The organism is Labrenzia sp. PHM005 (genome assembly GCF_006517275.1).
Lineage (GTDB): Bacteria > Pseudomonadota > Alphaproteobacteria > Rhizobiales > Stappiaceae > Roseibium.
Genome location: NZ_CP041191.1, coordinates 6,129,658 through 6,154,651 on the forward strand (window position 1 = coordinate 6,129,658; position 24,994 = coordinate 6,154,651).

The following is a 24,994-nucleotide window of genomic DNA, read 5'->3' on the forward strand; positions in this document are numbered from 1 at the left end:
AAAAATGGCCGGAAGCACACCGCCTAAAAAATCTAAAGGACATTCCGAAATAGACCGGATAGCCTCACGCGACGATGCACCATTTGTCGAGGCGGCTTGGCTTTATTACCATGACGGCCTCAACCAAAACGAAATTGCAGACCGGATGAAGGTCAGCCGGGCAACGGTGGTCAATTACCTCAACGAGGTGCGTAAGCGGGACTGGGTGCGTGTCTATCTGGACAGCAATGTTTTTCTGGAACATCAGCTCGCCGACGAATTGTGCAAAGCGTACGGTCTCAAAGAGGCGTTGATTGCACCGGATGATCCACATGACCCGGTGTCCTCAGGAGCCCGGGCTGTTCGTGCGGCCGCGGACTGGTTGCCACGCTTACTGGTTCCGGGGGACCGGTTGGGCGTGTCCTGGGGCGAAACCATTTATCAAGTCGCGCAGAATGTTGCCCATGTGCCGATCGACGATTTGACCGTTGTTCAGCTTTTGGGATCACGGCCGGCTGCGCTCGGATTTGCTGCCGAAGCTTGTACATCGATGCTGGCGCAAAAACTGGGCGGACAATGCATCAACCTGCATGTACCTCTGTTGCTCTCCAACAAAACAATCCGCGATACCCTTTGCGAAGAGCCGGTTATTGCTGCTCAGCTCAAGGCTTTGGCGACGTGCAACAAGACCATTCTGGCTTGTGGCAAATGTAGCGAAGATGCGCATGTCGTCCGAACCGGGATCTTGAATGTCAGCAATGTTGCAAAATATCGCGAGCAAGGTGCTGCCGGTGTCATTTGCGGCAGACTAATTGACACAGAAGGCGAACCTATTGTTGCGGCCATCGAAGACCGCATGATTGGCGTTTCTTTAGAGCAAATGCGTGGTAAGGAAATGTCTTTGCTGGTCGCCGCAGGTTCTGGCCGGGCAACATCCGCCCGCGCAGCCATATTGGGCGGCTACGTTACCCATCTGGCCACCAGCACATCAATTGCACGCGAGCTTCTGGACATGGCAGCTTGATCCACTGCCAATGATGTTTGTCCGGCTTCATCGGAGGCGGCAATACTCCGCACCATTTCTCGACAGTTCGCGCCTATTCCGGCTCGCTTTAGGCCTGGCTTAATCCCGGACTACAAACACCGAACAGCCCGCCCGACGCACAACCCGGGACGCGGTCGACCCCAAAAAGTAGTCCTGAGCGGACGGATGATGTGAGCCCACCACAATCAGATCGACACCATTGTCTTCCGCAAAGAGAGCGATCTGCACGCCGGGTTTTCCGGTCACGACCATGCAGCCTATTTGATCGTCGTCGCCTGTGGCCTGCCGCAATTTGGCTTCGACTTTTTGAGTCAGATGATTGTCGATGTCCAGATCGACAAATTCAGACACAAATCCCGGAATGTTTTCCAAAACAGTGAGCAATGTGATCTTGCCGTCGTCTGACAATAGGTGCCGGGCGACCTCCATTTTTTGCGCAATCAGGGTTTCATGGTCCAGCGCAACGGGAATGAGGATATGTGAGTACATGGGATCAGTGCCTCCTCTCATTTGGTCTGCATCAAGGGGTCCCCGTCAAAGGCGGTAAGACAACCAGCAAACCGATTGCAATCACAGCTGCCAGAAAAACGGTTTGCGCGATCAAAAACGCAGCTGCGCTCTTACCCACCTTCATGAGATCTTTCGGGACGGTTTTCAGGCCTACCGCTGCAATTGCGAGCAGGAGGAGCCATCGCGATATGGAAGCAGATGACTCAGTGATAATGGACGGCAAGTTGACCAAGGAATTCAATGTCGCCAGACCGACAAAACCGACAACAAAAAGCGGAATAAGAGGCGGTGAATCCGAGCCTTCGTCCGCTTTGACATTGGAAAGCCGGAGTACAAGCAGCGCGAACAGAACAATCGGCGCCAACATGGCAACCCTTAGCAACTTGACCAAGGTTGCAGTTTCACCAGCTTCTTCAGACACGGAGAACCCAGCGCCGACCACCTGGGCGACATCGTGGATCGTCGCTCCAAGATAGATCCCGGCCATCCGGTCAGTGAAACCTAGGCTCTGACTAAGAATCGGGTAAAGGATCATGGCGACGGTCGACAGGATGGTGACACCAACAACGGTGAAAACCAGCCGGTCTTCCGACCTTTCGTCTTTCGGCAATATGGCCGCGATCGCCATGGCAGCAGACGCTCCGCATATGGCGACAGAACCCGCCGACAAAAACGCAAAACGCATTCTAAATCCAAAAAACCGGGCGAATACCAAGCCAAATCCAATAGTCAGAAAAGTGCCACTCACAACAAGGGCAACGACAGGAAGGCCTAAAGCGGCAACCATGTCGAAACTGATCCGGAGCCCCATCAGCGCGACGCCGAACCGGAGCATCTTCTTCGCCCCAAAAGCAATGCCGGCTTTGCACTGCGCATCTTCGGACAGAAAATTCAGGGCAATCCCGATCAGAAGTGCCAACAGCATGGCCGGTGCGCCGTAGTGCTCGGCAATAAACTGGCTGGCGAGCGCGATGACTGCAGCCACCAAAAGGCCCGGCAGGAGCAGTTGCCCCTTTTCCATCAACGCCCGAACTTTTTCGGAAAGCCGCAGTTCTGCAGTTTGTTCCATCAAGAATTCCTTCAGGACAGGTGGCCGGAAGACCGGCCACCTGACAGTCAACTCACGCGCTTCTGTAGAGTTTAGTCATTGAGAACTCGCGGTGACCGAGGGCTTCGGCAGCGGTGTTGCGGCCGTTGGCGGTGCGGCGGATCATCTCGATCAGCGCATCGCCGGCCTCATCAATGGTCATCTCGCGGCGCAGGATGCCGGAGACATCCACATCCACGTGTTCACTCATGGTGCGCACGGTACGCGGGTTGGCGGTGATCTTGATCACCGGCACAATCGGATTGCCAACCACATTGCCCTGGCCGGTCGGGAAGGTGTGAATGACAGCACCGCCCGCGGCCATCAGCGTCACACACTCGGCGGCCGCAGACGAGGAATCCATGAAGTAGAGACCATTGCCGGAGTTCGGCGCTTCGGCCGGTTCCAGAATGTCGATGTACTGCGACGTGCGGCCGATCTTTTCCAGATTGCCGAGCGCCTTTTCTTCAATGGTGGTCAGACCGCCCTCAATGTTGCCCTTGGTCGGCTGACTGTCAGAGAGGTCATCTGTCTGGTGGGCAAAGATGACGTCGTCCGAATAGGCTTTCCACATCTTGTACCAGCGTTCGCCGACTTCTTCGTTGATGGCCCGTTTCTGACAGATGTGTTCGGCGCCCGTGATTTCGGACGTTTCACCAAAGAAACCCGTGATGCCCTCAGGCAAGAGCTTGTCATACATGTTGCCAACGGTCGGACAGGAGCCAAGACCGGTGGTGGTGTCGCTCTCGCCGCATTTGGTCGACACCCATAGATCGGAGATCGAGCATTCCTCGCGCTGGTATTCCGACGCCATATGGACGAAGTCCTTCGCAGCCCAGGACGCCTGACGGATCGTTTCGAAGTCGCCTTTCTGCTCGATGGAAAACTCAGCGACCGGCTTGCCGGTTTTCCGGATGCCGTCGGCGATGCGTTTGGTCCAGCCCGGCTCGATGCCGATGACAACGACGGCGGCAACATTCGGGTTGGCGCCGGTGCCGATGATGGTGCGGAAATGCAGTTCCAGATCTTCACCGAACTGCAGCCGGCCATAGGCATGCGGAATGGCGAGCGTGCCCTTGACGTTGTTGGCAACGGCTTCACAAGCGGCGTTGGAGATATCATCGACGGGCAGGATGAGAACGTGATTGCGCACGCCGACGCGGCCGTTTTCCCGCCGGTAGGCCTTCACCGTGATATTCGAATATTTGGACGACATGAAACGGCTCCTTACCAGCGCTTGGTTTTGCAATTGTGGGTGTGAACGTGGCCGCCCTTTTCGATATCGGCGATGATCTTGCCGATGTCCTCGCCGTATTTGATCGCCGTGTCGCCGTCCTTCAGGTCTTTCAGCGCGATCTTGTGACCGATCGGCACATCCGCGCCGGCCGTTAACCGGAACGTGGAATTGTCATGGGTGACGCAGCACAGCATATCCGTGCCGGCACTCAAGCCTTCCACAACAACAACACCGACATTGTCGGCATGCTCGTGGACAAGCAAATGCGGTATCTCTGACATCATTTAGCTCCTCAAGAGACTGGAGTAAGTAGAATTTTGGGGACCATCACCTGGCCCGCACGCAGGTCGGCGAAGGCCCTTTGGCCGTCTGACAATGGCCGTGTCTCAACCCAATTGAGCTCACCGAGCCGCCCATCAAACATGGCCTGTGCGGTCTCGCGGAAGTCTTCGGCGGTGTAGGTGTAGGTGCCGATGAAGGTGATTTCCTGAAGCGTCATTCGGCGGATATCGAGGCCGCCATCAGCAGAGCCGAGCCCGATATGGACAATCACAGCCCCCGGTTTTGCCAGTTTCGAAGCACTTGCCCGTGTTGCGGCATAGCCGACCCCGTCGATGATCAGATCGTAAAACCCGCTGGCGTCGGCTGCCTCTGGCGTCAAAACCTCGATTCCACACATAGACTTGAGATACGCAGCACGCTCAACATTCGGTTCGACTAGCCTGACATTCGGGACGCCTTGGGCCTTAAGAGACAATGCTGCGCCGAGACCGATGGCTCCACCGCCGATCACAAGCGCCTTTGCTTCACTCGGATCTGTAGCCAGAACTCTTTTTGCAAGGCGCACGCCGTGCCAGCCACAGGCGATCGGTTCGGCCAAAGCAGCTTGCGCATCCGTAACATGGTCCGGCACTGCCACCAGGTTTGCTTCCGGCATTGTGAGGTATTCTGCGAACCCGCCCTCGCGCGGCGGCATGGAAATGATCTGACGGTCGGGGCACAAATTGTCCCGACCAGACTGACAGGCATCGCAGGTACCGCAGGTAACCAGCGGATTAACAGTGACCCGCTTGCCCTCAAGCCTTCCGGAAATCACAGTTCCAGCCACTTCATGGCCAAGGATGAGCGGTGCCGGGCGGCGTTCGTCATGCCCCAAAAAAGCATGCATGTCCGAGCCGCATATTCCGGTGTGAGCCACCTTGATAAGCGCCTCCCCTTCGGCTTGCACCGGATCGGCAACTTCCAAATACGCTTGGCTTTCCGGGCCTGTGTAGACAAGAGCTTTCATTTTGCGGTGAACCCTCCGTCGACCATCAACACCTGACCGGTGACAAAGCTGGATGCGTCCGAACAAAGAAAAAGGAGCGGACCATCGAGGTCCTCCAGCGCGCCATTGCGACCGACGCAGGTTTGATCGGCATTGCGCTTGGCCCGCTCCTCATCTCCAAAGACTGCCGCAGTCAATTCTGTCGGGAAAAAGCCTGGGCCAATGGCGTTGGCATTGATGCCGTCTTTCGACCAGGCTTCCGCCATGGCGCGGGTCAGCTGTCCGATACCGCCTTTAGAGGTGCCATAGGCAATGCCGCCAGGAAAAGCGCGGGTGGTTTGTAGCGACGCGAAATTGACAATCCGGCCCCAGCCCTTCTCCCGCATCGCCGGAACAAAGGCTTTGCTTAAAAAAAACGGCACTGTCAGGTTGAGCATCATCGTGATGTCCCAGCCGGCATCTGTCACATCGTCGGCAACTTCACGTGTGTTGATACCGGCCGCATGAACGACGATCTGCGGCGAACCAAATGGCTCGGAGATTTTCCGGCTAATCTGTTCCAGAGACGCCCTGTCGCTCAGATCGGCCGGGACAACCGCAGTCGTACCGGCGACTTCTGACCGCCAAGCCTCAAGGTCAGCTTGGCGGCGGGCCACTCCAACCACCGCGGCACCGGCGTGGGCCAGTACCGTTGCTGCGCGCCGGCCAAGACCGGAGCTTGCACCCGTGACACAGGCGACCTTGCCTGAAACATCAAACAAACCAGTCATGACCTTACTCAGCCGCCTCTCCGGTCAGGTCGAAGTTTTCACTTGGGAAGTATTTTCTTAGCCGGATGTCTGCTGTTCGGGCGTGCCCCTCCATGCCTTCCAGGCGGGAAATGCGTGCCGTGGCTTCTGCGACCGGCTTGGCACCTTCCCGGGTTGCCCGTTGCCAAGTCACGATTTTCATGAACTTGTGCACCGACAGGCCGCCTGTGTAAGAAGCAGCTCCCGAAGTCGGCAATACATGATTGGTGCCGGACGCCTTGTCGCCGAATGCAACGGTGGTTTCCTCGCCCAGGAACAGCGAACCGTAGCAGGACAGCCGCTCCAGCCACCAATCGAGATCCTCGGCCTGAACGGTCAAATGTTCTGGCGCATAGGCGTCCGAGGTAGCTGCCATTTCTTCTCGGGTGTCGCACAGGATCACCTCTGCATAATCCCGCCATGCAGCGGCGGCGTTGTTGCTGTTGACCTCCGGCAGATCGTCAATCAGCTTCGGCACCAAGGCCATCACCTCTTCAGCGAGCAGCCGATCATCCGTGACCAGCCAGACCGGAGAGTTGTAGCCGTGTTCGGCCTGACCGACGAGATCGGCGGCAACCACCTCGGCGTCCGCAGTCTTGTCTGCAAGGATCAGACTGTCGGTGGGGCCGGCGAACATGTCGATGCCGACACGTCCGAACAAAATCCGCTTGGCTTCGGCAACAAACTGGTTGCCCGGTCCGACCAAAATGTTGGCCTTGGGCAGACCGAACAGGCCGAAGGTCATGGCGGCGACGCCCTGGACACCGCCCATGGCGACGATCTTGTCGGCACCGCAAACATGCGCTGCATAGATAATCGCCGGATTGATGCCAACGCCCGGCCGAGGCGGCGAGCAGGCGACGATATTTTGGCAGCCGGCTACCTTGGCCGTGGTCACAGTCATGATCGCGCTGGCAATGTGGCTGTAACGGCCACCCGGAATGTAGCAGCCCGCTGTGTTAACCGGAATGCTTTTCTGTCCTGCTATCAGGCCTGGAACAATCTCGACCTCGACGTTCTGACAGGTCTCCTTCTGGGTCTGCGCAAAGCGCTCGACATTGGCATGGGCGAACTCAATGTCCCGCTTCAGCTTGTCCGGAACCTTAGCGCTTGCAGCCTCGATTTCCACATCGGTCAGGATGATGGCACCGTCATACTTATCGAACTTGGCGGCGTACTCCATCGCGGCGGCATCGCCGCCCTTTTCGATCGTGTCGAGGATCTCCTGAACGATCTTCGTCGTCTCGGAGGCGTCCGTCGTGGATGTCAGGTCCGCTTTCTTGAGATATTCAACAGTCATTTCAAAACCTATTGGTAAATTTCAGGCAGCAGCGTTGTGGAGATTGCCGGCACATAGGCAATCAGCAGGGTTACGCCGAGCATGAAAAGGACGAAGGGAACGGCACGGGCGGCGATCTTGAGGATCGATTCACCGGTAAGGCCGGACACCACGAAGAGATTGAGACCAAGCGGCGGTGTGATGAACCCAACACCCAACGCTGTAATCATCATGATACAGAATTGGATCTCGTTCATACCGATATTGTCGGCGAGCGGCTTCAGGATCGGAGCCAGGATCACGATGTTGGGTGTTGTTTCCATGACGCAACCCGCGGCGATCAGGATGAGGATCATCATCGCAATCAGAACAGCCGGTTCATTGGAAATCGAGGTCAGCGCGTAAACGAAGCCCTGCGGCACACCCAAAATGGCCAGCGCTTGAGCCAGCGGCAGTGAGAACGCAATGATCGGAATGATCACACCATTGACCTTGGCCGAGCTCACCAGCATTGCCGGGAAGTCCGACAGCTTAAGGGTGCCGAGGATGAAGCCCATGACGATGGTGACAACCACAGCAATGGCGCCGGCCTCTGTTGGGGTCAAGCGGCCGGAGAAGATACCGTAGAAGATGATCCCCGGCACAATGAAGGCATACCAGCCGGATTTCAGCGCCTGGCCGAAATTGGCCGCCCACTCAGAGAACGTCATCAGACCGCCGCCCTCATAGGCATAGATGCGGTTCATCACGATGTTGGTGACCAGGATCGACACGAGGATCGCGATACCGGGAATGACGGCAGCCAAAAACAAAGTTGAGGCAGAAATACCGAGCACAAGACCGATGATGATATAGGCGATCGACGGCGGGATCAGGATCCCTGTACAGGCACCGGCCGCGACCAAAGCGCAGGCATAGGGCCGCGGATATCCGCTTTCCACCAGCCGATCAATTGTCATACGGCCAACCGCCGCCGCACCCGCCGCATCAGACCCGGAAATGGCCGCGAACATGCCACAGACGAGAACCGTCGCCGAGCCAAAGCCACCTTTGGCCCAGCACGTGAGAGCTTCCGCGACATCGAGAAATTTCCGGCTGAGCCCGGTCCGCACCAGGACGTCGCCGGTCAGGATGAAGAGCGGGACCGCGGTGAGCGCAAAGTGATCGATCCCGTGAAACAAACTTTCACCGACCAGCGACAGCGGTAGTGCACCCGATATAACCAGCATGGCGATCGCAGCCGAACCGATAGCAGCCCAAACGGGCACCGCGAGTGCGACAAGGGCGACGAAAATCAGAACCGGGCCATAGAAGTCCCAACCGAGTTCAATGGTCTGTTGTTGCATATGTTGCCAGAGCATCGTCGTCCCCCTCAGTCGAACAACTTGTCGCCTTCGTAAACGGGCTTGCCGTCACGAAGATCGCGAATGTCACGCAGGAAGGATTGGGCAAGGCGGAAGAGCACAAGACCAAATCCGAAGGGAACAGCCATCAGGAACCAGACTTGAGAAATCCGTAGGCCATGAGTGACCGAGCCGAACTTGGCTGACACAAGGACGGTTTCAAAAGACCAATAGAACGCAACCAAAGCGACTGCGGCCATAACGATGTCGCCGAAGATGTAGAGGATCGCCTTCACTCGCGGGCGGACATATTGCATCAGCACGTCGATGCGGATGTGCCCACGTTCCTTGACTGCAGCGGCAGCGCCGATCCAAGCCAGGTAAATGAAGGAATACCGGACAATCTCTTCGCCCCAAATGGACGAATAAGCAAACACTTCACGCCGGACCACTTCAACAAACATGGTCAGGACAAGCATGACGTAGAACACCAGAAGCAGCCAGCGTTCGGCGTTCTGATCCAGAGCTTGTAGAACTTTCGACATGGGCACTCCTCTACCGGTCCCATCAGACAACGAGCCTGATGCGGTGGTCGCGCGAATAGGGAAAGTGAAGGCACAGTGAGAACTGCCGGCGCTTTTTGTTGGCGCGCCGGCAGGTGAGATTAATGTTTATGCGTCGTGGACGTATAGACGGCTTTGTGTATTGGCAGCCTCCTCGAGGCGGCCAAACGCGTCCATTGACCCGGCGAGATCTTTCTTGAATTGATCCCACTCAGAACGTTGATAGCCACCTGCGTCTTGCCACTCACCCAGTTGGTCTTCGCTCAGCGAATGGAACTCCACGCCGGATTTCGCAAGCTCGGCCATGGCATAGGACCGTGCTGCCGGTACCTTAGCGAGGTTCTGCTGCGCGGTGATTTCACCAGCGAACTCAATCCCTTCCTGAACATCAGCCGGCAGCGAATTGAACCACTCCAAATTCATGGAATAGACCTGACTGTCAGGGACGGCCTGGGTAAAGGTCACGTGGCTGAGGATGTCCTTAAAGCCAAACACGTAAAGAGCCCCAACAGACGGGTCGAGTGCATCGGCCACGCCTTGTTTGATCGCCGATGGCGTTTCGCCCCAGGCTACCGGCGTCGGATTGGCGCCGACCATACGGTAATATTGCTGCAACATGGCGGATCCCGGCACGCGGAACTTCACGCCGTCCAGATCGCCTGGTGTAATCACCTTGTTGCCACCCTTGCGGACTGCCACAACGCGCGGATCGATCACGACATAAAAGAGCGCCTTGAAACCGGATGCCTCGACCTTCGGATGCACTTCCTTTTTCCAAGCGTCCGATGTGACGAGGTTGGTGAACCGCTGATTAGATCCGCAGAAATACGGCATGTTGATGAGGTCAACCGCCGACGCGAACGGAGCGAAGTTCGACAGTGAGTGTTGCGCGGCCTGGATCGTCCCACCTTGAACGGCTTGAGCAAGCGCACCACCTGCACCGAGCTGACCACCCGGAGCGAGCTTGACGTAGACCTTGCCATTGGTGGCGTTCTGGATGTTTTCTTTTAGGTCCAGTTGCATGATCGGATAACTGCGGGACGCACCAAGTACATATGCGGTCGCCAGCGTCATTGTGTGAGCTGCTGCTTTTTCACGCTCCCGCTCTTCCTGTGCAGTTTGCGCGACTGCTTCATCTGACCATAAGGTTCCTGCAGCTCCTGCAACAACGGCTGCTGTGAAGCCGCCTGCACCTGCCAGCTTCAAAAAATTCCGACGCTCATGCGACGTAAGTCCGTCCTGCTTTTTCATGAATTCCTCCCAGAACTCTGGATGTTGATGTTACTGGTTGCCAAGCTTTTCGTTTGCTTCCCGCTTTAAGATCGCCACCACAAACGACACAGATGCTGCAAGCAACAGCAGCATTTCTCCGACAATCCCCAACAGTGCTGTGCCGGTGATTGATCCCATCGAAACATTGATTACGAACACAGCGAACAGGCCGCCCGCCAATGCCAAAAACATGATCACCTCCCAACGACCATTTCACCCGGCTGGGAAAAATGTAAGCGCTTACATTTTCATTTGCAAGCAGAAATTTGTTTTCTTGATTACGCCCTGTCTGTATTGAGGTTTTAAAGATCAACAGAACTCCTGGTTCACCGAACGCATAGTCCAATGGAAGAATTCTCCAATCCTCCCACTTCTGAAGTGCCGAAACTTTCAGATGTTGCCGCCTTGGCAGGGGTATCGACTGCGACGGTTTCCAGATGCTTGAACATGCCGGACCGCGTCTCAAAGAAGACGCTTAAATCTGTCATGGATGCCATTGACGAACTCGGATATTCGCCTAACTACAGCGCTCGCGCATTGGCGGCCGGACGGACGAACACCATCGGCGCAATCATTCCAACGATGGAAAATGCGATTTTTGCCCGCGGCATCCAGGCCTTCCAGGAAGAACTGCAAAACAATGGCTGCACTCTCTTAGTTGCAAGCTCATCCTACCGGCCGGACCTTGAAGAAGATCAGATACGGACCCTCACCGCCCGCGGAGCCGACGCCTTGTTGCTGATCGGTTACGACCGGGATCCGCAAATTTACGAGTTTCTGGAAAAGAGAAGAATACCCACTGTCCTGACTTGGGCTGCGGATCGGACTGGAAAACACCTGTCGATTGGGTTTGATAACCGGAACGCTATGAAAGCCCTAGCAAACGAAGTGATTGCCAAAGGCCACCGGACGCTCGGGTACATTTCTGCAGAAACGGCAACAAACGACCGGGCAAGAGAACGCGTTGAAGGCGTTTGGGACGCAATGCGCGCCGCAGACATTGATCCGGCATCGCTTCGCCTTGTCGAAACCACTTATTCGATCGAAAACGGCGAAGCCGCCTTTGAAAAACTCATGGCCGATGACAACCCGCCGACAGCTGTAATGTGCGGCAACGACGTTCTGGCTGTCGGTGCCCTGCGAGCTGCAACGGCTCAGAACCTGCGTGTTCCTGAAGATGTCGCAATTACCGGCTTCGACGATATTGAACTTGCCAGCGTTGCACCAATCCCGTTGACAACCGTTCACGTACCACATCGCCGCATGGGCCAGCTTGCCGCTCAAGCCCTTATAGACACACTTAACGGCTTGAAACCTGAGAGCGTTGAATTGCCGACATCCATCTGCCGCCGTAATACGCTTTAGATTTACCAAAACTCCGACGTTTTCACCGCCTCAAGTGCACAAAACAAAAGGCAGGAGATCCCCTTAGAATCTCCCGCCTTTTTTGAGCTTTTCTGACCGAACGTCCAAAGGACTTTGTGAGACCATGCTGCACTGCCAGTCTCAGGGCCAGATCCGGTCGACTTCCTAGGTGATAAGCGTGAGCAGCTTATCAAGCGAGGCTTTTGCATCGCCATAGAACATCCGGGTGTTTTCCTTGTAGAACAGCGGGTTTTCAATGCCGGAATAACCCGTGCCTTGTCCACGCTTGGAAACAAACACCTGCTTGGACTTCCAGCACTCTAGAACCGGCATGCCGGCAATCGGTGAGTTTGGATCTTCCTGAGCTGCCGGATTGACGATGTCGTTGGATCCAATCACGATGGCCACATCCGTTTCCGGGAAGTCATCGTTGATCTCGTCCATATCCAGTACGATGTCATAAGGAACCTTCGCCTCAGCCAGAAGCACGTTCATGTGACCTGGCAGACGTCCAGCAACCGGGTGGATCGCAAACCGCACTGACTTGCCCTTTGCCCGCAGACGGCGGGTCAGTTCGGCAACATTCTGCTGAGCTTGCGCAACGGCCATGCCGTAGCCCGGAATGATGATGATATTGTCAGCATCTTCCAGCGCTGCGGAAACACCGTCGGCGTCAATGGCGATCTGCTCGCCTTCGACTTCCATTTGTGGACCTGCATCACCACCAAAGCCACCAAGAATAACCGAGACAAACGACCGGTTCATGGCTTTACACATGATGTAGCTGAGGATCGCACCGGAGGAACCGACCAAGGCACCGACAACAATCAGCAAATCGTTCCCGAGGGAGAAACCAATGGCCGCAGCCGCCCAGCCCGAGTAACTGTTCAGCATGGACACCACAACCGGCATGTCGGCACCGCCGATGCCCATGATCAGGTGATAGCCGATGAACAGCGCCATGATCGTCATAAGGATCAGGGGCAACAGGCCACCAGTGTTGAAGTACCAGATAAGCGACAGAACAGAGATCGCCGCGGCGCTGGCATTCAGTACATGTCCGCCAGGCAATTTTGTTGCTGCAGACGTCACTTTTCCTGCCAGTTTGCCATAAGCGACAACCGAGCCGGTGAAGGTGATCGCACCGATAAACACACCAAGGAAAAGTTCGACCCGAAGGATCGAAACTTCCACGGCATCTTTCTTCGCCAGGATCGCCGCAAAACCCTCAAGAGTTTTCTTCGCTGAGTCGTCCATGGCCAGCACGCGGCCAAGTTCAAAATGAGCGTTGAAACCAACAAACACAGCAGCAAGACCGACCAGCGAGTGCATCGCGGCGACCAGCTCCGGCATTTGGGTCATTTGCACCCGATTGGCCAAGAAGAATCCAATGATGCCACCTGCACTGATCAAGACGAGCGACAACAGCCACAAGCCAGAACCCGGGCCAATCAGCGTGGCAAAGACCGCGAGGGCCATGCCGACAATGCCATACCAAACGGCGCGTTTAGCGCTTTCCTGTCCTGAAAGCCCCCCAAGCGAGAGGATGAAGAGAACAGCCGCGACCACATAGGCCGCTGTCGTAAAACCGAAATCCATCTGACTACTCTCTCAATTCAGGACTTTTGGAACATGGCGAGCATCCGGCGCGTCACGAGGAAGCCACCGAATATGTTGATGCCGGCCATGAAGACCGAGACCGCCGCTAGCAGGATCACAAGGAAGCTGCCCGAGCCGATCTGCATCAGCGCGCCCAAAATGATGATGGAGGAGATCGCGTTGGTAATCGCCATCAGCGGGGTGTGTAGGCTGTGTGCCACGCCCCAAATCACCTGGAAACCAACGAAGACTGCCAGAACAAACACGATGAAGTGCTGCATGAAACTTGCCGGAGCAACGAGCCCCACACCGAGGATCAAGGCGCCACCTACCGCCAAAAGCGTGACTTGCCGTTTGGTCTGCGCCTTGAACTCAGCCAATTCCTTCGCGCGTTTTTCTTCTGGCGTTAGTTCCTTCGGCTTTTCCTGAGGCTTGGCAGCAATCGCCTGCACCTTGGGCGGTGGCGGCGGGAACGTAATCTCGTTCTTGAACGTAACCGTTGCACCGCGGATCACATCATCTTCCATGTCGTGAACGATCTGCCCGTCCTTTTCAGGCGTCAGGTCGGTCATCATGTGGCGGATGTTTGTGGCGTAAAGTGTAGAGGACTGAGACGCCATCCGGCTCGGGAAGTCCGTATAGCCGATGATCGTCACACCGTTGTCGGTGACAACTTTTTCGTCCATCACCGTGCCTTCAACATTGCCGCCTTTTTCAGCAGCTAGGTCGACGATGACCGAGCCCGGCTTCATGGCCTTGACCATGTCTTCCAGCCAAAGCTTCGGCGCTTCACGGTTTGGAATCAGAGCGGTCGTAATGACGATGTCGATATCAGGAGCAAGTTCACGGAACTTGGCCAATTGCGCTTCGCGGAACTCTGGGCTGGAGACTGCAGCATAACCGCCCGTCGCGGCCCCATCTTGCTGCTGTTCTTCAAAGTCGAGATAGACGAATTCTGCGCCCATGCTCTCAACTTGCTCGGCCACTTCCGGACGCACATCAAACGCGTAGGTGATTGCACCTAAGCTCGTTGACGTGCCAATTGCGGCAAGACCTGCGACACCGGCACCAACAACAAGAACCTTAGCAGGTGGTACCTTGCCGGCAGCTGTAATCTGACCGGTAAAGAACCGGCCGAAATTGTTACCCGCCTCAATAACGGCCCGGTAACCGGCAATGTTGGCCATGGATGACAGAGCATCCATTTTCTGGGCCCGGCTGATTCGTGGCACCATTTCCATGGCGATCACGTTGGCGCCCTTGGCCTTGGCAGCTTCCATGCCAGCTTCATTGCCACCGGGATTGAAGAAGGAAATCAGCGTTTTGCCGTCGCTCAGCTGTTCCAGCTCATCTTCGTTCGGCTGACGTACTTTTGTGACGATGTCTGATTTAGACCACAGATCTTTTGCAGTCTCGACCACTTCCGCGCCAGCGGAGCGGTAATCTTCATCGGAAAAACCCGCGGCAGCCCCTGCCCCGGTTTCAATCAGCGGCTCAAAGCCAAGCTTGATCAGCTTCTCGGTGCTTTCCGGAGTCAGCGCTACACGCGCCTCACCGGGAAATACTTCCCGAGGCGTTCCTATCTTTTGTCCCATACAATTACGCCTTTTTCTTCTTGGGCGGCATCAAATCGGTGATAGTCCCTTCAAACATCTCTGCTGCGAAGTCGCAGTTTCGGGCCAGGCGGGATTTGGCCGGATACTATGCCTTAATTCTGCCGCACTGCAACCCATCTCAATGTCGAATGCCGCTATAGTTATAAATACCTCAGCGTTTGTGCCGATGATACGTGCCCTAATGACGCGATTATCATCTGCATTAAAACCTGACTTCGGGACGCCAAGAGGTAACTCGCTCGCGCATAACTTACGCGAAACCGCTGCCGTCAAAGGCACACAGCTTTGTCTACCTTTTTATCAAAGATGGCCCAAATCCGCCGATTCAGATCAAAAATGTGCAAGACCAACAGACGACTGACAGACCGAGATAGGGGCCGGGTTTTCGAAACCAAAGTCTGGCGAGATCCGGAAACCGACGGCCAGGACGAGCAAACGTGCTCCGATGCGAATAGAAATACTCTGTCCGATAGGCTGGCTGGTATGAAGTTTTCCGGCAATGCACAAAATCGCGTAAACGCCGAGTCCCAACCCGCCCATGAGCGCCACATGCCATCCAGAAAATTCTGTCCATGGCGCCCCCACCCGGGGAATACCAGCAAGCATCAATCCGGTCCCGGCCAGAAACGACGATCCTGCAAGCATCAGGATTTCAGATTGGAAAACCGCCTTGCCAATGTAGGCTTCCGCCACCCGGTCCATGAAGGCAGCGTCAGCATTACCGAAAGACAAAAGGCAAATGCCAGCAATCTCTCTGTTTTCTCTACCAAGAAAGGCGGAGCACATAGAATAGGAGCACCGATAGCCATGCCACATCGGCAACAGCGCCCAGAAATCCCAAATCATCCCAGCCGAACAAACCGATGATGCGGCCGGCACTCCAAACGGCAGCAAGAGACCAAAGCGCCCTCCCCTGAAGCGGTGGACTATCCGTCCATTCCGGCGCCACCGTTGTTAAAAACCCAATCAAGGCGGCCCTGAAGGCGCAGATGGCTTTTCGTTGCATGTGGAGGCACGACTTCGCCGTCTTTGATATCGAGAAGGACAACCGCCGGGCCGCCTTCGGCTGACATAACAAGAGGCATCAACTGCGCAGCCCTATAGACTTACTTCGACGGCAATTTGCCTGTGTCAATCGAACTCGTACCGGCCAACGCTGAAGCGGAAAGCGTCAACGACAGTGCGGTCGCCAGAAAGAATCTCATCTTTCAAGTCCTCTTGTTTTGAACCGCGAAAAAAGCGGTAAAGTTACTGGCTAGCTGTTGCCTGGCTCTTGGATGGAATTGGCCGGGCCGGCCTGGAAAGAATGAATGCTGCGGCGAGCGTCATGCACGCTGCTTGCACAAATAAGACGGGCACAGGCGCGGAAAGCCCGACGCTCAATGCGAATGCTCCGGCCATCATCACGATCGAGACAAATTTGAAACGTGTGGCGATCGCACCGTTCGCTTGCCAATCAGCAATGATGGGTCCGAAAACCTTGTTGTTTTCCAAATACGCCTGAAGACGCGGAGAGCTCTTTCCGAAAGCAAAAGCGGCCAGGATTACAAAAGGAGTCGTTGGCAAGACCGGAAGGGCAACTCCCAAAAAACCGAGGCCTAGGGCACAAAACCCGATAAAATGCCAAAAGGTATCTTCTGCATGGGGTTTGAGAGTTTTAAGAACGCGCTTCACGAGAGAACTCTAATCTGGAGTATATAACTCATATTTTAGACTGAGCGAACCAACTGCGGTTTGACAAAGGTCAAGCAGGTGAAATTCTTAAGGCCTCCAGAATGCCTGTTGAGGAGTGGATGGTGTCCAAAGCTGGAAACGATGCCGGTTTCCAAGGATGCTTGGAGACCGGAAGTAGCGGGACGTTTTGCAAACTGAAAATGCTCAAACCGGCCGTCAGTCACTTGGGCCAATCATTTTCTCAGGACGCACGAGCGCATCAAAGTCGGCTTCCGTGACATAACCAAGATTCAATGCTTCTACGCGCAATGACGTTCCGTTCTTGTGGGCCGTCTTGGCGATTTCAGTCGCCTTGTCGTAGCCGATGGCTGGCGCAAGGGCGGTCACCAACATGAGGGAACGTTCCATCAATGCGGTGATGTTGCCTTCATTCGCTGTGATCCCGGACACACAGCGGTCGGCGAAGCTGACAGATGCATCAGCAAGCAGCTTGATGGACTGCAGCATCGCATAGCCCATGACCGGCTTGTAGACGTTCAGTTCAAAATGACCCTGGCTGCCCGCCATTGAAATCGTTGCGTGGTTGCCATGAACCTGGGTGCAGACCATGGTCATCGCTTCACATTGGGTCGGGTTGACTTTGCCCGGCATGATTGATGAACCCGGCTCATTTTCCGGCAAGGAGAGTTCACCAAGACCGGAGCGCGGGCCGGACCCAAGAAAACGAATGTCATTCGCAATCTTGAAAAGCGAGACTGCCACAGTGTTCAAGGCGCCGTGCGCGTAGACATAGGCATCGTGGGCGGCAAGTGCCTCGAACTTGTTTGCGGCTGTACGGAAGGGCAAGCCGGTAATGGCGGCCACTTCCGCTGCAAACGAGCGGTCGAAACCTTTTTTGGTATTCAACCCAGTTCCAACGGCCGTTCCGCCTTGGGCCAGGTCATAAAGTCCGTCGAGCGCTTCCGTGACACGCCGGATACCCAGCTCCAGCTGGGCAGCATACCCGCCGAACTCCTGCGCCAGGGTCAAAGGGGTGGCATCCTGCGTATGGGTACGCCCAATCTTGACGATATGCGCCCATTCTTCGACCTTTTTGTCGAGGGCAGTTTTTAGATGCACCAAGGCTGGCAGGAGCGTTTCCTTGATTTCGCGGGCTGCAGAAATATGCATGGCCGTCGGGAAAGTATCGTTCGAGGACTGGCTCATATTGCAGTGATCGTTCGGATGAACCGGATCCTTGGAGCCAACAACACCGCCGAGGATTTCAATCGCGCGATTGGCAACGACTTCATTGGAGTTCATGTTCGATTGAGTGCCCGAACCGGTTTGCCAAACGACCAGCGGGAAGTGCTCATCCAGCTTTCCCGATGCCACTTCAGAAGCTGCCTGTTCAATCGCCCCGGCAAGTTTTGGATCAAGTTTGCCTTGCGCTTTGTTCACCCGCGCCGCCGCCTGTTTGATAACACCAAGTGCGTGCACCAGCGGGCGCGGCATTGTCTCGCCACCAATCGGGAAATTGATCAGCGAGCGGGCGGTCTGGGCGCCATAATACTTGTCTGAAGGAATTTCGAGGCTACCGAACGAGTCGGTTTCGGTACGAACTGTCTGGGACATGGGTTCCTCGTCTAGAAAGGCTGATTGGTGTTTTAATTGGAGGATGCGGCCGGTATTTCCATGCAGGTAGAAGCACCGATTAGGTAACTTGTTTCGGAGACAGACCGAACTCCCGTTTGAAGGCGGTCGAAAAATTGGCAGGCGATGAATAGCCTGAGATATGCGCAGCCTCAGAAATTGTCAGGCCGTCGCGCTCTAGCGCCTCCCGCGCCTTCTCCAGCATGAACCTTCGGATAAAGCGCGCTGTCGACAGGCCATAGGTGCGGTTTAGCAAACGCTGGAGGGAGTTGGGGCTCATACCTGCTGTGAACGCCAATTCATCAGCTGTGATCCAGTGCCCTTGCTGTTCAATCAAAAACCGCTCGACGGATTCCAGCTTCTGCCGGTCCTTGCCATCGACCGCGTTTACGAATGCAGGTGTGTGCTGTGAGGAAAACTTCTGGAAGGCTTCTTCCAGCACCCCATAGGCACGGGTGGCGATGTAAAGTTTATATTGGAACGGCGTGCGTTTTGGCGCGGCGATGATTTGCTCCGCTAGGCTGATCGCATGTGCACTGGGTGTCCATTTCAACGTTGCGAAATGACGTTCTGCGAAATCCTTGAACACAGCAAAGTCCTGGTCGGACAATTCGAGATGCCCAAACAGCCACTCGTGCGAAATTGACAGGATCACCTTTTTGATCCGCACGCCTTTGCGGGCTATGCGGACAAATTTTTCCGGTTTGCTCTGGGAAAATACCAGCGCGGCTGGTGTCCAATGGTGGGCTTCTGGATCATAGACCGGCATAGGCATTTTGAATTCACCAATGAATGCGTCGATCTGGCCTTCAAGAATAAGCGATACACATATGCGCGGCCCACACTCAGCTTCCAGCGTCAGGTCATGCAGATCTTCCGCATTCGAAAAACGAGCCGTCAGGCCGTCTTCAAGTTTTACAAAACCTATGGCACCACGCAGCACTTGATCATCGGTCTCCAGACTTGGACTAAGCCAGCGTTTGGGACGCGACTCCTTTTGGCCCATCAGATCTTCCTTGGTGACGAAATGACGGTGATGATCTGCTGGTATGAACATGCCAGGAACCATTCTTGAGTGGATCGATGCTGCAGAGGATCCTGTTTGGCTGAAGATGCTTTTTCAAAAAGCGCCATTTGGCTTCAGGCATCATTTCGCAAAGTAGTTTGACTAATCCGCAAACGCTTTCCGAATTGTCCGGTCGCAGTCCGCCCTTTATTAAATACCTGAATATTACAGTCAAGTTATGATGGCCTGATCCTCCCCCTTTGAAGTGGTCCGCCATTATGTTTAGAAAAACGGAGGATCAACATGGCTACGAAACGTCACAAGCCAGAAGAAATCGTCTCGAAGTTGCGGCAGGTTGAAGTCCTTGTCGGCCAGGGAATGTCGCGTATCGATGCGATCCGGCAGGTTCGCATCACAGAGCAAACATTTTACCGTTGGCGGAAGCAGTATGGTGGGATGGGAACCGCCCAACTGAAGGAACTCAAGCGCCTTCAGAAGGAAAATGAACGTTTGCGCAAGGCGGTATCTGATCTGACCTTGGACAGGCTGTTCTTGTCGGAGGCTGCAAAGGGAAACGTCTGAGCCCCGCCCGTCGTCGCGCCTGCATCAATCACATTCGTCAGCATCTGGGCGTGTCAGAGCGCCGAACCTGTCGCGTGCTGGGTCAGCATCGGTCCACGCAGAGGAAACGTCCAACAGGGCGTGCTGACGAAGAACGTCTTGTGGCGGATATGATCGCACTCGCCCGTGGTTATGGCCGTTACGGTTACAGGCGTATCGCAGCTCTGCTTAGAGATGCCGGTTGGCATGTGAATGACAAGCGCGACGAGAGCGGCTGAAAGTGCCAATGAAACAACCGAAGAGAGGGCGGCTCTGGCTGAACGAGGGATCATGTGTCCGGTTGCGACTAGAGTATCCCAATCATGTCTGGAGCTATGACTTCGTGCATTGCCGAACCAATAATGGAAAGGCCTTCCGGACGCTGAACATCCTGGATGAGCACACCCGGAAGTGCCTGGCAGTCCGGGTGAAACGAAAGCTGAATTCCACTGACGTGATTGATGTGCTGACGGATCTCTTCATCCTTCGAGGTGTTCCAGCCTACATCAAGTCAGACAATGGGCCGGAGGTCGTTGCTCAAGCCGTCAGGAACTGGATCAACGCTGTGGGGGCAAAGAAGGCGTACATCGAACTAGGTTCGTCCCTCTCAGCGATTGCAGGCAATCGCCTGTCGGGCAGTGCATGGGAGAACGGATACTGCGAGAGCTTCAACGCCCGTTTCCGAGATGAACTTCTGGACGGAGAAATCTTCTACAGCCTGAAGGAAGCACATATGCTGATTGAACAATGGAGGAAACATTACAATACCAAGCGCCCACAAAGCGCCTTGGGTTACCGACCACCAGCACCGGAAACCATCGTCCGGATGGACCAAAGCCCAGTCATGCACTAACAATTAAAACGGATCACTCAAGTGGGGCAGGTCAGTTGAAAGGTGCTAGTTGCCACCGGCATACGCATATCTAACTTCCCGCCGAGCCGTGCAAACCGGACTTTCCGTTATGCATCCTCAAACCAGACCTTCACAAGATCGTAGTGTTCAGCTTGAAACCGACCATCTGCACACCGTGGTTATCGCGATGAGTGAGTAGAGTGCTCTTGGGTTTCTAGCTTCTCTGACAAAATCAACGGAAAGTTTGCGTTCGTTTCGCTGGTCACCCAGCGTTTCCGAGTGCTACCGTCTTACAAATTCTTGAACAGCCACTTCGCGCATTGACGGCCAGCCAGTTGGATCACCTTGCATGATTGAATTCTTGCGTTTGTGTCTGTGTTTTTCGTTTCTTCTGGCAGGTGCGTTTTCAGCCACGGCACAAACCTCAGCACATCCAGACTATGTTGGCAGCAAAACATGCATCGGTTGCCATGAGGCAGAAGCGGCCGCGTGGCAAAAGTCTCACCATGCAAAGGCCTGGATGGAACCGAGCGAAGTCACGGTCGATGGTGATTTCCAAGGCGCTGACGTCACCCACAAGGGCCGTACGACCAAGTTCTTTCGGGAAGATGGCAACTATTTTATTGAAACAACAGACATTTCAGATGCGCCCGAGGTTTTGAAAGTCGTCGGCGTGGGCGGCACTTATCCGCTCCAGCAATATCTGATCGAAACCGAACCCGGTCGGATGCAATCGCTCGATATTGCCTGGGATCAGCAGAAGAAGATTTGGTACCACATCTATCAGGATCAAGAGCTCAAGCCGGAAGACGGTTTTCACTGGAGCGGGTCCTACAAAAACTGGAACGGACGATGTGCCGAGTGTCACGCAACGGGTTTTCAGAAGAACTACAACATTCGTGAGCGCCAATATCAAAGCAAGCAAGCCGAGATAGGGGTTGGCTGCGAAGCCTGTCACGGACCGGGAGACGCGCATGTCGCCTGGGCGGGCGGCGGGGCCGCGAAAACAGAAAGTCCGTTTCCGGGTTTGACCGATGCCGCGCTGGTGATTGGCTTTTCGAAAGAAAACGCCGAAACCGAAATCCAACAATGCGCGGGTTGCCATTCCAGACGAGAGCCTTATGAGGACGGCAACCCGCTTCCCGGAACACCTTATCATGATGCCTACAGGCTCGCCCTCTTAAGACAGGGCCTTTATCACGCGGACGGACAGATCCTGGACGAGGTCTATGTCTATGGGTCTTTCCTGCAGTCCAAGATGTATGAGGAAGGCGTGCGCTGTTCCAATTGCCACGATGTCCATAGCGGCGTACTGAAAGCGGACGGTAATGCAGTCTGCACCCAGTGCCACTCGCTTGCAGGCAATGCGGATTTTCCAACGCTTGTTCTCAAAAACTACGACAACCCAACCCATCATTTCCACGAGCCGGACACGGACGGCGCGCAATGCGTTTCCTGTCACATGATCGATCGCACCTACATGGGCATCGACGATCGCCGGGACCATTCCTACCGGATTCCAAGGCCAGACCTTTCCGTCAGAATCGGAACACCGAACGCCTGTACGGATTGCCATGAGGACCAAACAGCTGAATGGGCGGCAAAGGAACTTGAGGATTGGTTTCCAGGCAGCCCACACCGGGGCCAACATTTCGGTGATACCTTTCATGCGGCAAGAAATGGTTCGCCCGGTGCGGGGAAAGACCTTCTCGAAATCGCCCGTCACGAAACGTTTCCGACCATTATCCGGGCGTCCGCACTGGATTTGTTGTCCGGCTATCGCGATCAGGGCCTGTCCGAAGCGGCAGCAAGCCTCCTAAGCGATGACAGTCCGATTGTCAGAGCTGCTGCTTTGAAACTTCAGGAGACTGTTCCGGACCAGCAAAGAGTGGACCGGGTTGTAGCGGCTTTGGAAGATCCCACCAAAACCGTCAGGATCGAGGCTGCGCGCCAGCTGCTTGGATTACGAGGGATCCGCCTTCCAGAAACGGCTGTTGCAAACGCGCAAAGAGTTTCGAATGAATGGCAGTCATCGCTCGCCGCCAAGGCAGACTTTCCAGAAACGCACATGGCCATCGGCGGAGCCAGCCTTACGATGAGAAACTGGCAAGCTGCAATCGCTGCATTCAAGGAAGTCACGATACTTGACCCTCAGCTCGTCCAGGCCTGGGTGTTTATTGTTCGACTTCAGCTTGGCTTGCAGGATTTTGCTTCGGCGCAGACAACACTTCAAAAAGCCCTTTCAGCCAATCCAGGCACCCCTGAACTACTGGCGCTTAAAGACCAATTCCCCCGCCGATGAGGTTGGATACTTTTTCAGGAAACACAACTAACGGGGCAGCAAGTTCCGGCTACGGACGTTTCGACCTATGAAACCCGAAAAAACCCATGAAATCCGGACCGGAAACTGGGTGAGCTCCAAGCGCCAACCTCCGTTTTCCTAAACATAACGGCGGACCAATTCAAAGGGGGAGGATCAAATTGCGCTACACAAAACGAGCTGCAAAACAAGAAAGGTAGAAAGATTCTAAGTGATGGCGCACCGGGGAGGATTCGAACCCCCGACCCCCAGATTCGTAGACGAGAAAATCTCAATACTCAGGTTTTCGCGTATCTACTATTAATTACTATTTATCAATATCTTAAGAAATTTTCTCCACGATCCAATATTGACTTTTTCTCGTCTTTTCGCTTCCATCTGCTTACATAGTGCTTACACAGAACGCCCTTTAAACGCCCAAACCTAGGCACCCCAAGTGTTGGCGCTAAATGAAACCCTGACCGTTCGTCAGAAGTCGTCAGGCCGTCAAAACAGCAGACTAGGCACATCGCATCAAGGAGCACAGCAGAACCAACACGCTCCGGATTGCCGTCTTTCGCTGTCAGTGGAGACGAACAATGCCAAGGCTTTCAAAACGCGTCATCGATGCAGCCAAGCCCGGCGCGAAACAAAAATTCTTGTGGGATGATACCCTCAAGGGATTCGGCCTATTGGTCTTGCCAAGCGGCAAGAAATCTTTCGTCTACCAGTACCGTACACTCGGAGGACGGTCCCGACGGCTCACCTTGGGCCCCTATGGCGCTCTCACACCAACGGAAGCCAAACGGATGGCGAGCGAGTTGGTTGTACGGGTGCGGAACGGCGATGACCCGATGGCGACCCGGCACGCCTTCCGAGCAGCACCAACTATCAACGACCTTCTGGACAAATACTGGTCTGATCATGTGCTGGTTCATAACGCAAAAACGACCCAAAGCACTTTACAACATATCATCAAGAGCATTCTGCGCCCTCACCTTGGCACGATGAAAGTCACGGAACTGACGCGCAGAGACATTGTGGAGTTGCATTCCAAGCTGAAGCACACACCCCGTCAGGCCAATATGACGCTATCAGTCTTGTCCAAGGCCCTGAATCTGGCGGAGGTCTGGGGGTGGCGGCCGGAACTCTCTAATCCTGTGCGCTTGATCAAACGTTACAAGGAGGCAGAGCGTGATCGCTTTCTGTCGGACCAGGAGCTGGGCCGTCTGGGAACGACGCTTGAACAGGCTGACACAATTGGGCTGCCTTGGGTGATCACAGCCAGCTGTAAAACGCGCAAACACCTTCCAAAAGACGCAGAAAATCGGCGAACACCAGTCAGCAAACCGGCACTCTATGTCATCAGATTATTGCTGCACACCGGGGCAAGGCTTTCGGAAATTCTGACACTCCAATGGTCACATGTTGATCTCGAAAACCGCACGCTTGCCCTCCCAAGCCGCAAAGGAGACGGCCGGAAGCCCCATCCTGTCAGCGATACCGTCATGGAGCTCATCGGCCAATTGGCCGAAACAAAGCGCAGCAACTATGTCATTCCTCGCGACGGGGACGCCACACGCCATGTGAGTAAAGAGGTAGTTGAAACTGCCTGGCGCCGGATCCGCAAACATGCCCAAATCGAGGACGTGCGTTTGCACGACCTCAGGCACACGGTGGGAACCCTTGCTGCACAATCCGGCGGAAATGCATTTCTGATCAGTCATCTGCTCCGGCATCGCAACGTCACGATCACAAACCGATATGTGAACACGGACCTGGATCCGATCCGCGTTCTATCCGGTGTCATCGGCCAACGGCTCCTTGACGGATTATCGAAACGGCCAGAGCCCGAACCGGGCCCGAAGGGGCCAACAGGCAACGTTGTTCAATTCCCGAGACGTCACCCTGCTCCACGTTGAAGATGCTTCAGTTGCTTCAAGTGAGTCGTGCGGATAATACTATTAAAGATTGTATTCA

Annotated in this window: 22 protein-coding genes and 1 pseudogene; 5 read left to right on the plus strand and 18 right to left on the minus strand. The window is 55.1% G+C overall.

Annotated features, from left to right (window positions below):
* Positions 1-4 precede the first annotated feature (4 nt).
* Positions 5-1,003, plus strand: coding sequence for a sugar-binding transcriptional regulator (locus FJ695_RS27755; RefSeq protein WP_141188464.1), 999 nt, complete (start codon positions 5-7; stop codon positions 1,001-1,003).
* 99 nt (positions 1,004-1,102) lie between these two features.
* On the opposite strand, the gene FJ695_RS27760 is transcribed toward FJ695_RS27755, so the two are convergent.
* The 11 genes from FJ695_RS27760 to FJ695_RS27810 all read right to left on the minus strand — a co-directional run bounded on the left by FJ695_RS27760 (position 1,103) and on the right by FJ695_RS27810 (position 10,562).
* Positions 1,103-1,513, minus strand: coding sequence for a universal stress protein (locus FJ695_RS27760; RefSeq protein WP_141188465.1), 411 nt, complete (start codon positions 1,511-1,513; stop codon positions 1,103-1,105).
* A gap of 31 nt (positions 1,514-1,544) precedes the next feature.
* Complete coding sequence (locus FJ695_RS27765; protein ID WP_141188466.1) at positions 1,545-2,603, minus strand: YeiH family protein; 1,059 nt, start codon at positions 2,601-2,603, stop codon at positions 1,545-1,547.
* A gap of 52 nt (positions 2,604-2,655) precedes the next feature.
* On the minus strand, positions 2,656-3,837 hold the full coding sequence (locus FJ695_RS27770; RefSeq protein ID WP_141185294.1) for a UxaA family hydrolase: 1,182 nt from the start codon (positions 3,835-3,837) through the stop codon (positions 2,656-2,658).
* An 11-nt stretch (positions 3,838-3,848) separates the two neighbouring features.
* A complete protein-coding gene (locus FJ695_RS27775; RefSeq protein WP_141188662.1) occupies positions 3,849-4,139 on the minus strand; it encodes a UxaA family hydrolase in 291 nt (96 codons plus the stop codon).
* An 11-nt stretch (positions 4,140-4,150) separates the two neighbouring features.
* The gene (locus FJ695_RS27780) at positions 4,151-5,146 is read right to left on the minus strand and encodes an alcohol dehydrogenase catalytic domain-containing protein (RefSeq protein ID WP_141188467.1); all 996 of its coding nucleotides are present in this window, start codon (positions 5,144-5,146) and stop codon (positions 4,151-4,153) included.
* On the minus strand, positions 5,143-5,895 hold the full coding sequence (locus FJ695_RS27785; RefSeq protein WP_141188468.1) for an SDR family NAD(P)-dependent oxidoreductase: 753 nt from the start codon (positions 5,893-5,895) through the stop codon (positions 5,143-5,145). The genes FJ695_RS27780 and FJ695_RS27785 overlap by 4 nt, the downstream gene beginning before the upstream one ends.
* A gap of 4 nt (positions 5,896-5,899) precedes the next feature.
* Positions 5,900-7,213, minus strand: coding sequence for a histidinol dehydrogenase (gene hisD, locus FJ695_RS27790; RefSeq protein WP_141188469.1), 1,314 nt, complete (start codon positions 7,211-7,213; stop codon positions 5,900-5,902).
* A gap of 8 nt (positions 7,214-7,221) precedes the next feature.
* A complete protein-coding gene (locus FJ695_RS27795; protein WP_141188470.1) occupies positions 7,222-8,553 on the minus strand; it encodes a TRAP transporter large permease in 1,332 nt (443 codons plus the stop codon).
* Between the two features lie 11 nt (positions 8,554-8,564).
* A complete protein-coding gene (locus FJ695_RS27800) occupies positions 8,565-9,080 on the minus strand; it encodes a TRAP transporter small permease (RefSeq protein ID WP_141188471.1) in 516 nt (171 codons plus the stop codon).
* A 126-nt stretch (positions 9,081-9,206) separates the two neighbouring features.
* Positions 9,207-10,349, minus strand: coding sequence for a TRAP transporter substrate-binding protein (locus FJ695_RS27805; RefSeq protein ID WP_141188472.1), 1,143 nt, complete (start codon positions 10,347-10,349; stop codon positions 9,207-9,209).
* A gap of 30 nt (positions 10,350-10,379) precedes the next feature.
* A complete protein-coding gene (locus tag FJ695_RS27810) occupies positions 10,380-10,562 on the minus strand; it encodes a hypothetical protein (RefSeq protein WP_141188473.1) in 183 nt (60 codons plus the stop codon).
* Positions 10,563-10,715: 153 nt separating this feature from the next.
* Here FJ695_RS27810 and FJ695_RS27815 point away from each other — a divergent pair, with 153 nt between their 5' ends.
* Positions 10,716-11,735: a LacI family DNA-binding transcriptional regulator gene (locus FJ695_RS27815; RefSeq protein ID WP_141188474.1), complete on the plus strand. Its 1,020-nt coding sequence runs from the start codon at positions 10,716-10,718 to the stop codon at positions 11,733-11,735.
* Between the two features lie 165 nt (positions 11,736-11,900).
* Here the strand turns inward: FJ695_RS27815 and FJ695_RS27820 are convergent, their stop codons facing one another.
* The 7 genes from FJ695_RS27820 to FJ695_RS27850 all read right to left on the minus strand — a co-directional run bounded on the left by FJ695_RS27820 (position 11,901) and on the right by FJ695_RS27850 (position 19,313).
* Positions 11,901-13,334, minus strand: coding sequence for an NAD(P)(+) transhydrogenase (Re/Si-specific) subunit beta (locus FJ695_RS27820; protein ID WP_141188475.1), 1,434 nt, complete (start codon positions 13,332-13,334; stop codon positions 11,901-11,903).
* A 17-nt stretch (positions 13,335-13,351) separates the two neighbouring features.
* The gene (locus FJ695_RS27825; protein WP_141188476.1) at positions 13,352-14,929 is read right to left on the minus strand and encodes a Re/Si-specific NAD(P)(+) transhydrogenase subunit alpha; all 1,578 of its coding nucleotides are present in this window, start codon (positions 14,927-14,929) and stop codon (positions 13,352-13,354) included.
* Positions 14,930-15,280: 351 nt separating this feature from the next.
* Complete coding sequence (locus FJ695_RS27830; protein ID WP_168206506.1) at positions 15,281-15,682, minus strand: NnrS family protein; 402 nt, start codon at positions 15,680-15,682, stop codon at positions 15,281-15,283.
* A 31-nt stretch (positions 15,683-15,713) separates the two neighbouring features.
* The gene (locus FJ695_RS27835) at positions 15,714-15,956 is read right to left on the minus strand and encodes an NnrS family protein (protein ID WP_141188478.1); all 243 of its coding nucleotides are present in this window, start codon (positions 15,954-15,956) and stop codon (positions 15,714-15,716) included.
* A gap of 242 nt (positions 15,957-16,198) precedes the next feature.
* Positions 16,199-16,624 (minus strand): YbaN family protein, encoded by a 426-nt coding sequence (locus tag FJ695_RS28525; RefSeq protein WP_209010849.1) that lies wholly within the window; start codon positions 16,622-16,624, stop codon positions 16,199-16,201.
* A 216-nt stretch (positions 16,625-16,840) separates the two neighbouring features.
* Positions 16,841-18,238 (minus strand): class II fumarate hydratase, encoded by a 1,398-nt coding sequence (gene fumC / locus FJ695_RS27845; protein WP_141188479.1) that lies wholly within the window; start codon positions 18,236-18,238, stop codon positions 16,841-16,843.
* 79 nt (positions 18,239-18,317) lie between these two features.
* Entirely contained in the window at positions 18,318-19,313 is a 996-nt protein-coding gene (locus FJ695_RS27850) for an AraC family transcriptional regulator (protein ID WP_168206507.1), read from the minus strand.
* A gap of 252 nt (positions 19,314-19,565) precedes the next feature.
* On the opposite strand from FJ695_RS27850, the pseudogene FJ695_RS27855 reads away from it, so the two are divergent.
* From FJ695_RS27855 to FJ695_RS27865, 3 genes and pseudogenes are all read left to right on the plus strand, one after another.
* Positions 19,566-20,715 (plus strand): annotated as a pseudogene (locus tag FJ695_RS27855) (IS3 family transposase).
* Between the two features lie 349 nt (positions 20,716-21,064).
* Entirely contained in the window at positions 21,065-23,017 is a 1,953-nt protein-coding gene (locus tag FJ695_RS27860) for a multiheme c-type cytochrome (RefSeq protein WP_141188481.1), read from the plus strand.
* A gap of 596 nt (positions 23,018-23,613) precedes the next feature.
* Positions 23,614-24,936, plus strand: coding sequence for a site-specific integrase (locus tag FJ695_RS27865; protein WP_141188482.1), 1,323 nt, complete (start codon positions 23,614-23,616; stop codon positions 24,934-24,936).
* Positions 24,937-24,994 lie beyond the last annotated feature (58 nt).

What these genes read in the sequence shown, in the direction of transcription:
- FJ695_RS27825 (WP_141188476.1), bottom strand. Translation starts at nt 14,929, where the DNA reads ATGGGACAAAAGATAGGAACGCCTCGGGAAGTATTTCCCGGTGAGGCG.
- FJ695_RS27770 (WP_141185294.1), bottom strand. Translation starts at nt 3,837, where the DNA reads ATGTCGTCCAAATATTCGAATATCACGGTGAAGGCCTACCGGCGGGAA.
- FJ695_RS27815 (WP_141188474.1), top strand. Translation starts at nt 10,716, where the DNA reads ATGGAAGAATTCTCCAATCCTCCCACTTCTGAAGTGCCGAAACTTTCA.
- FJ695_RS27805 (WP_141188472.1), bottom strand. Translation starts at nt 10,349, where the DNA reads ATGAAAAAGCAGGACGGACTTACGTCGCATGAGCGTCGGAATTTTTTG.
- FJ695_RS27785 (WP_141188468.1), bottom strand. Translation starts at nt 5,895, where the DNA reads ATGACTGGTTTGTTTGATGTTTCAGGCAAGGTCGCCTGTGTCACGGGT.
- FJ695_RS27795 (WP_141188470.1), bottom strand. Translation starts at nt 8,553, where the DNA reads ATGCTCTGGCAACATATGCAACAACAGACCATTGAACTCGGTTGGGAC.
- fumC (WP_141188479.1), bottom strand. Translation starts at nt 18,238, where the DNA reads ATGTCCCAGACAGTTCGTACCGAAACCGACTCGTTCGGTAGCCTCGAA.
- FJ695_RS27810 (WP_141188473.1), bottom strand. Translation starts at nt 10,562, where the DNA reads ATGTTTTTGGCATTGGCGGGCGGCCTGTTCGCTGTGTTCGTAATCAAT.
- FJ695_RS27775 (WP_141188662.1), bottom strand. Translation starts at nt 4,139, where the DNA reads ATGTCAGAGATACCGCATTTGCTTGTCCACGAGCATGCCGACAATGTC.
- FJ695_RS27850 (WP_168206507.1), bottom strand. Translation starts at nt 19,313, where the DNA reads ATGTTCATACCAGCAGATCATCACCGTCATTTCGTCACCAAGGAAGAT.
- FJ695_RS27765 (WP_141188466.1), bottom strand. Translation starts at nt 2,603, where the DNA reads ATGGAACAAACTGCAGAACTGCGGCTTTCCGAAAAAGTTCGGGCGTTG.
- FJ695_RS27820 (WP_141188475.1), bottom strand. Translation starts at nt 13,334, where the DNA reads ATGGATTTCGGTTTTACGACAGCGGCCTATGTGGTCGCGGCTGTTCTC.
- FJ695_RS27755 (WP_141188464.1), top strand. Translation starts at nt 5, where the DNA reads ATGGCCGGAAGCACACCGCCTAAAAAATCTAAAGGACATTCCGAAATA.
- hisD (WP_141188469.1), bottom strand. Translation starts at nt 7,213, where the DNA reads ATGACTGTTGAATATCTCAAGAAAGCGGACCTGACATCCACGACGGAC.
- FJ695_RS27865 (WP_141188482.1), top strand. Translation starts at nt 23,614, where the DNA reads ATGCCAAGGCTTTCAAAACGCGTCATCGATGCAGCCAAGCCCGGCGCG.
- FJ695_RS27835 (WP_141188478.1), bottom strand. Translation starts at nt 15,956, where the DNA reads ATGCAACGAAAAGCCATCTGCGCCTTCAGGGCCGCCTTGATTGGGTTT.
- FJ695_RS27760 (WP_141188465.1), bottom strand. Translation starts at nt 1,513, where the DNA reads ATGTACTCACATATCCTCATTCCCGTTGCGCTGGACCATGAAACCCTG.
- FJ695_RS27800 (WP_141188471.1), bottom strand. Translation starts at nt 9,080, where the DNA reads ATGTCGAAAGTTCTACAAGCTCTGGATCAGAACGCCGAACGCTGGCTG.
- FJ695_RS27780 (WP_141188467.1), bottom strand. Translation starts at nt 5,146, where the DNA reads ATGAAAGCTCTTGTCTACACAGGCCCGGAAAGCCAAGCGTATTTGGAA.
- FJ695_RS27860 (WP_141188481.1), top strand. Translation starts at nt 21,065, where the DNA reads ATGATTGAATTCTTGCGTTTGTGTCTGTGTTTTTCGTTTCTTCTGGCA.